Genomic DNA, 7,964 nt, shown 5'->3' on the forward strand with positions numbered 1-7,964 from the left:
GTATTGATTGCCCCTTAATTAGACGAGATGTAAAGGTGCAGTTTCTCCCGGAATTCCATGTCTTAGGCGTCATACTGAAAGGAATGGTGAATTCCTATGAACATTGCGGAGTTTATGAATCTTTTACAGAGAAGAAATGTGAAATTGTACCATCAAGACGGGAAAATCAAAATGATTGGACCGCGTGAGGAAATCAATGCTGATCTTAAATCACAGATTAAAGAACACAAACAGGCTCTAATTCAGTTTCTGGTCCATCAGGAAGAAGTATGGAATGCGCCTATTCCAAAGGCTCAAGAATCGACCAACGAGATGTACCCCCTGTCCAGAGCTCAGAAAAGAATGTATATTCTGCATCAAATGGACGATCAGGGAATTGCTTATAACATTCCAATGGCGGTGAAGCTGACGGGTCATCTCGAACTGGATTTACTTGAAGAAGCGATTGGGCGCGTGATGGAGAGACATGAAGCATTTCGAACGTCATTTGTGGATGATCGGGGTGAGCCTGCTCAGAAGATTCACCCTAAAATTCGGTTTAAGCTTGATTTCAGTGAACGGAATGATTTAGATATTTTGGTCAAGATCAAACAATTTATTCGACCTTTTGATCTAACGCAGGCTCCGCTGCTGCGGGCGGAACTGGTTCGCTTGGATCAAGATCAGCATGTACTGCTCATGGATATGCATCATATTGTATCCGATGGGATGTCATTTGCGTTGTTTTTGAATGAACTGGCTGAACTATACAGTGGAAAACCGTTGACACCTGTTTCCATCCAGTACAAGGACTATGTAGCATGGGAGAAAACCAAAGAACGTTCAGGTGATCTGAAGAAGCAGGAGACCTATTGGCTGGATACGCTGAGTGGGGAACTGCCACAACTTCAAATGCCTCTGGATTATGCTCGCCCCCCAGAGCAAAATTACGCCGGTCAACGATTGGTTACCGAATTGGATCAGGCATTAACGAGAAATTTGCAGCGGCTTGCCGATGAGCATGACGTAACGATGTACATGATGCTTTTATCAGCCTACGCAGTCCTTTTATCTAAATATACTGGACAGAAAGACATTATCGTGGGTACCCCGATCGCAGGCAGGTCGCATGATCATCTCAAATCAGTAATCGGTTTGTTCACCAATACAATAGCAACAAGACATAACATCGACCCGGAGCAGACATTCGTCGCGTTTTTGAATCAGGTGAGAAGGCATACCTTATCTGCATATGAGAATCAGGATTATCCTTTTGATGAACTGATTGAAAAACTGAACTTACCTATGGATCGGAGCAGACACACACTGTTTGATACAATGTTTGATTTGCAGCACGCCGAGGATTATGTGTTCCAACTTGGTCAGCTTCAAGCGGAAATGTGTGAATTCGATCTACCGGTCTCCAAATTTGATCTCAGTCTCACCGTAATTCATTACGGAAGTCACATGAAACTGGATCTGCAGTATGCTTCCGAATTGTTTGCCAAAAATAGCATGGAACGTTTTTTAAGTCACTTGATGAATGTATTGAATGAGATTGCGTTGAACGTCACGCAAAAGGTAAGTCAGCTTCGCATGTTGTCCAGTCAGGAAGAGGATCAGGTGCTGGTTCAGTTTAACAGCAAGCGAGTGGATTCGTACCAGGGTACCTTAAATGATTGGTTTGAAGAACGCGCTGCATCTACACCTGAACGGATCGCAGTAGTCCACGGGGAAAAATCCATGTCGTATAAGCATCTTAATGAACGAGTAAACAAGCTGGCACGCCTGCTTCGAATGAGAGGGGTAAAGCCCAATTCGATCATCGGTGTTATGGTGGAGCGATCCTTGGACATGATTGTTGGAATACTGGCAGTTCTCAAGGCAGGGGCTGCTTATCTGCCCATTGATCCTGAATTGCCTGATGACCGGGTATCATACATGCTCAGGGATAGCGGGGCTGTGTTGCTTTTGAACGGGTGTCCTTTGAGAGACAAGCTCCACGTCACATCCGAGCTGGCGATGGACAATCCGGAGATTGAACATATGGAGCCAGGCAACCCGGAACGAGTGAATCACCAAGGTGATTTGGCCTACGTGATCTATACTTCAGGTTCGACAGGTGCGCCGAAGGGAGTTATGACGACTCATGGAAATGTATTGAACTATATCTCTACATTTTTGGACAGAGTACCGCTAACAGAGGAGGATGCGGTTCTTCAGGTGGTGTCCTTTTCTTTCGATGCGTTCACTGAGGAAGTATTTCCGTTGCTGGCTGTATCCGGGCGTATTGTCCTGAGTGACAAGTTAAACGAAACGCATGTGGATGACCTGGTTATGCAGATTGAAAAAGAGAACATCACTGTCTTAAGCTGTTCCCCGCTCCTTCTAAACGAGTTGGACAAAAACAGGCATCTGCGTCCACATGCCAACATGAAATTTATCAGTGGCGGGGATGTCCTGAAATACGAATATATCCGGAATATGGTCGGTTCGGCTCAGGTGTACAATTCATATGGACCTACCGAAGCAACGGTATGTGCTACATATTATCGTGTGATGCCACAGGACGAAGGAAGAGTATCAATTCCCATTGGCAGTCCTCTTGGTAACTATGAGGTGTTTATACTTGATGAACATCAACAACCCGTTCCGATTGGTGTAGCAGGGGAATTATATATCGGCGGAGCAGGGGTCGCTAAGGGATATCTCAACCTTGCCGAGCTCACACAATCCCGTTTTGTAGATCATCTGCTTGCATCGGGGAACAAAATGTACCGTACCGGGGATATGGGGAGATGGCTTCCGGATGGAAATATCGAGTTTCTTGGAAGAAATGATGAACAGATTAAAATCAGAGGATATCGCGTTGAAATTCGGGAAGTGGAGCATCATCTGGCAGATCATCCCGATGTAAGCGACGCTGTGGTTATAACTCAAAAAGACCAACAGGGTCAGCTCTGCCTATGCGCGTATATTGTCTGGAATTCGCCAGAACATGGGCATGGCTTTGATGAACTGAAAACACATGCGAGAGAACGATTGCCAGCTTACATGATTCCTTCATGGTTTATGAGCTTGGAGCAAATTCCGCGTACCCTCAATGGTAAAGCAGACCTTAACGTTTTGCCCCATCCCGATGTGGACAGCATGACCAATACGACGTATGTGGCCCCAAGCAATGAGCTGGAATGTATATTGGCATCCATCTGGGAAGAGATATTGGAACTTCGGCCGATTGGTGTAGATCATAGCTTTTTTGAACTGGGTGGTCAGTCTTTGAGAGCATTTGCGATGATGTCAGCCATTCAGAGAAAGTTAGAGCTTCGGATTACACTCAAGGATATCTTTAACATGCCTACAATCAGGCAGCTGGCTGCATGGCTTCTAACAGTGGAGACACAGCGCACTTGCCCAATCCAAAAGGCAAACGAAAAGCCGTATTATCCATTGTCCGCAGCACAGCGCAGACTTTACATTCTGGATCGGGTGCAGCAAACGGGTTTGATGTATAACATGCCACTTATTATCCGTTTGTCCAAAGAAGCTGAACAGGTACGAATGGAGCAGACATTGCTTGAAATGATTCATAGACATGAAGGGCTGAGAACTTCTTTTACAGAAATCGATGGTGAGCCCGTGCAGCGTATTCATGCCCAAGTGAACTTCAATCTTCTTGTAGGTAACGGGTTGCAAAAGGATTTCGATCCGTTCATACATTCATTTATCCAACCCTTTGATCTGGAGAAAGCCCCTTTGTTCAGAGCTGCATTATGGCGAACAGAGACCAGCCAATATTTATGTCTTGATATGCATCATTTGATTTCAGACGCGGTGTCCATGGATAACCTTATCCAGGAAATAGGGCAAATCTATGAACATAAACAATTGGCACCATTAACCCTTCAATATAAAGATTATGCTGAATGGTCTCTGGCCCCGGAACAACAAGAACAAAGGCAAGAGCACCAGCAATACTGGACAGACATGCTTAAAGGTGAATTGCCCGTGTTAAATTTGCCGCTCGATTTCTCACGACCTGCGATTCAGAGTCATGAAGGAAACCGGCTTCAATTTGCAGTGGATTCCGAACTGACACAAAAACTGCGTTTGCTGGCTGCCGAAAACGGTGTAACGCTGTTTGTTTTGCTGTTAACCGCATATACGATACTTCTTGCCAGGTACACTTCCCAGGATGACATCATTATAGGGACTACGGTGGCAGGACGAGAGCATCCGGAATTGGAAGATATGGTGGGTATGTTTGTTAATACGCTGGCATTACGCTTCTATCCTGAACCCGATATGTCCTTGCAGCAGTTGCTTCATCATATTAAGGATACTACGCTTGAGGGCTTTGCCCATCAGGACTATCCGTTTGATGAACTGGTAAGCAAACTTGAAGTGAACAGGGATGCAAGCCGGAGTGCGCTATTCGATACACTGTTTACTCTTCAGGCTGAGCAGACAACGGGAATGGACGCTAATGATTTGCTGGTTGAATACTATCCGTTCAGTCATCCCACAGCCAAGTTTGATCTGAGCGTAACCGCGTTGGAGACAGCGGAGGGTATAGAGATGTTTTACGGGTATGCCTCCAGGCTGTTCAAAGAAGAGACCATTGAGAAACTGGCCGGGCATTATAACGAAATTTTGAAAGAGATTGTAAAAGATACTCAACGCACCATTGGTGAGATCAACCTGGTGACGGAAAAGGAAAGGGAGCTGCTGCTGTACCAGTTCAACAACAATGTTCGGGACTACGCCCAACGAAAGTCCGTTCCGGAACAGATTGCAGACCATGCAATTCATTTTCCCAATAAAGTAGCTGTTGTATATGACGGGCAACAACTAACCTATAGCGAACTGAATGAACGGGCTACCGATGTTGCGGAAGCTCTGCTGGATCTTGGATTGCATAAAGAAATGCCTGTAGGCATTATGATGGATCGTTCATTGGAAATGATGGTTGGTTTACTCGGTATTCTCAAATCGGGTGGGGCATATATGCCTTTGGACCCTGCCTTTCCCGAGGAACGTATTCGCTACATGCTGGAGGATAGCGGTGCCAGCGTGGTTGTAACTCAAGCACACTTGTTATCCCAAGTGAACAGAGTCGGGGTTTCCTGTGAAACCTTGGTGGTTGACGATCATTGCTCCCCAATACAGAGCATTCGGGAGAAGGGTGGAAGATTGGCTCGGCATGGCGTGTCAAAAATAAAACATGATGAACATGATCTGGCCTATATCATCTATACCTCAGGCTCAACCGGATTGCCCAAAGGTGTATTGATTGAGCATGGATCATTCGCCAATTTCTGTTATGGCTTCATTGAAGCTCAGCAGATCACGGAACGAGATCGTGCAGCTAATTATTTGCAAATTACTTTTGATGGGTCTATTATCGATATTTTTCCGACATTGGTGGTGGGGGCCGAGCTGCACATCATCCCATCTCAGCTGCGCCTGGATATGTCACGGCTAAATGCATATTTGAATGCACACTCCATTACATTGATCACGTTGCCGCCTAAGGTGTGTGAAGTTTTTATCCATCAACCTAATACCTCATTGCGTTTGCTAATTGCTGGAGGAGAACAGCTGAAACTTTCGTTTCTTCCTGACTACCCGCTGATTAATGCATATGGGCCTACCGAGAACACAGTCGCTACCACCTACCAACGGGTAGATCAGGTTCACGGCAATATACCGATCGGCAAGCCGCTCCCCAACATTTGGACGTACGTGATGAATAGTGATCATCAACTATGTCCAGTTGGTGTAGCAGGAGAGTTATACATTGCCGGCAACAGTGTAGCCCGGGGCTACCTTAATAATCCGGACATGACTTCGGAGAAATTTGTGGACAACCCGCATGAACCTGGCAGCAAAATGTACCGGACAGGTGATCTGGTACGCTGGCTGCCTGGTGGCAACCTGCAATTTATGGGGCGTACCGATCAACAGGTGAAAATCCGTGGATACCGGATTGAGCTTGGCGAGATCGAGCAACAACTGCTGAAACATCCGGCCATCCGGGAAACAGCGGTTCTGGCTCATCAGGACCCGCAGGGAAATGGGGCACTGTGCGCCTATGTTGTAGCCGAAGGTGAAACAGTGTGGACAGCTGCTACTGTTCGGGATTGGCTGGAAGCGGAACTGCCGGATTATATGATCCCGGCCTATGTGGTGCAACTGGATCAGCTGCCGTTGACGTCCCATGGCAAGCTGGACCGTAAGGCGTTGCCGGAGCCGGACCACCACCTGCCTGCCGGGCCGGAGACGGAAGCACCGCGTAGCGAGGTGGAGCGCATACTGGTGGAAGTTTGGCGTGATGTGCTGAACATGGAGGAGCTGGGCATCAATCACCAGTTCTTTGTCTCCGGGGGAGACTCCATCAAGGCACTCCAGATCGGATCACGTCTGGCCCGAGCGGGACTGCGGATGGAGGTTCGGGATTTGTTTGCCTATCCAAAGATTCGGGATCTCTCCCCGTATGTGAAATGGGATCAACGTGAGCGCCAGAGCCAGGAGCCTGTGGAAGGAGAAGTGCAGCTGACCCCGATTCAGCAGTGGTTTTTTGCGAACAACACGACGGAACGAAATCACTTCACGCAGTCCTTCATGCTGCATCGGGCGACCGGGTTCAAGCCGGACGTGCTGGAACAGGTGCTGGATCGGTTGCTGGAGCATCATGATGCGCTGCGCATGAGATATGAGCTACAACCAGATGGGAGTATCCGCCAATTCAACCGTCCGGTTCACACTGGAGAGCGGATGTATACCTTGCACCGATTTGATATACGGGACTGGAATGAATCGGAGCGTCAGGTCTATGAGGCGGCTACCCGGGTGCAGCAGGCATGTAACCTGGAAGAGGGCAAGCTGGTGCAGGTCGGGTGGTTTGAAGCCGAGGACGGAGACCATCTGTTGCTGGCGATTCATCACCTGGTCGTGGACGGGGTGTCCTGGCGAATCCTGCTGGAAGACCTGGAAGTGCTGTATCAGCAAGCGGAGCGGGGAGAAGCGCTGGATGTGGGCGAGAAGACTGACTCTTACCAGCGTTTCGCAGAAGCCGTGCAGGATTACGCGAAGAGCCCGCATGCCGCCAAGGAGCGAGCCTACTGGGGTAGACTTGCAGCGGAAGGGGCTGGACTGAACCTGGGAGAGCGAGAGGAAGCGGCGGAACCGGATCGATTTGCGGACAGCCATACCCTGCAAAGCACCCTGAGTGCGGAAGTCACCCAACAGTTGCTGCGGGAGAGCAATCGGGCCTACCAGACGGAGATCAATGATCTGTTACTCAGTGCGCTGTACCTTGCGGTGCGTAAGCTGACGGGTGAGCTGAAGCTGAAGGTGAACCTGGAAGGCCATGGCCGGGAGGATGTGCTGGAGGGTATCGATCTCAGCCGCACCGTGGGCTGGTTTACGACCCTGTACCCGGTTCTGTTGGAGGGAGAAGCGGAGGACGAACTTTCGACCACCATCAAACGGGTGAAAGAGGGATTAAGGAAGGTACCGCATAAAGGCTTTAGCTATGGAGCGCTGAAATATGTGGCCCAGATACCGGAGTTACAGGCGGAGAAGAAGGCTCCAATTCTATTTAACTATTTGGGAGAGATCGGAGCATCCGCAAATTCCGGGTGGGTTCATGCTTCGCATTTTAAACCGGGAGAAAGCATGGGCGAGCACATTGCACGCATGAACCCGATTGAGCTGAATGTAGCCATCTATAACGGAAGCCTGGCCCTTAGCACAACCTATACCAAGTCTGCGTTTTCAGAAGAAATGATTCTTAATTTAAACCATTATTATATCGAAGCAATTGAACAAGTGATTAATCACTGTATCAGCAAAGAACATACGGAGAAGACATCTACCGACTATGGATTTAGTGACTTGTCATTAGAGGATCTTGAAGATTTATTAAGCGAATATGAGCTGATTGAGGATTAATATTTGTCTATTTTCATCCCATGTTTAGG

General features: G+C 48.0%; 1 protein-coding gene. It reads left to right on the plus strand.

The window, feature by feature from the left end; translation table 11 throughout:
• Positions 1-114 precede the first annotated feature (114 nt).
• Entirely contained in the window at positions 115-7,935 is a 7,821-nt protein-coding gene (locus tag MKY66_RS13000) for an amino acid adenylation domain-containing protein (protein ID WP_339807155.1), read from the plus strand.
• The last annotated feature ends 29 nt before the right edge of the window (positions 7,936-7,964 follow it).

It is taken from the genome of Paenibacillus sp. FSL R5-0766, from assembly GCF_037971845.1.
Taxonomy (GTDB): Bacteria; Bacillota; Bacilli; order Paenibacillales; family Paenibacillaceae; genus Paenibacillus.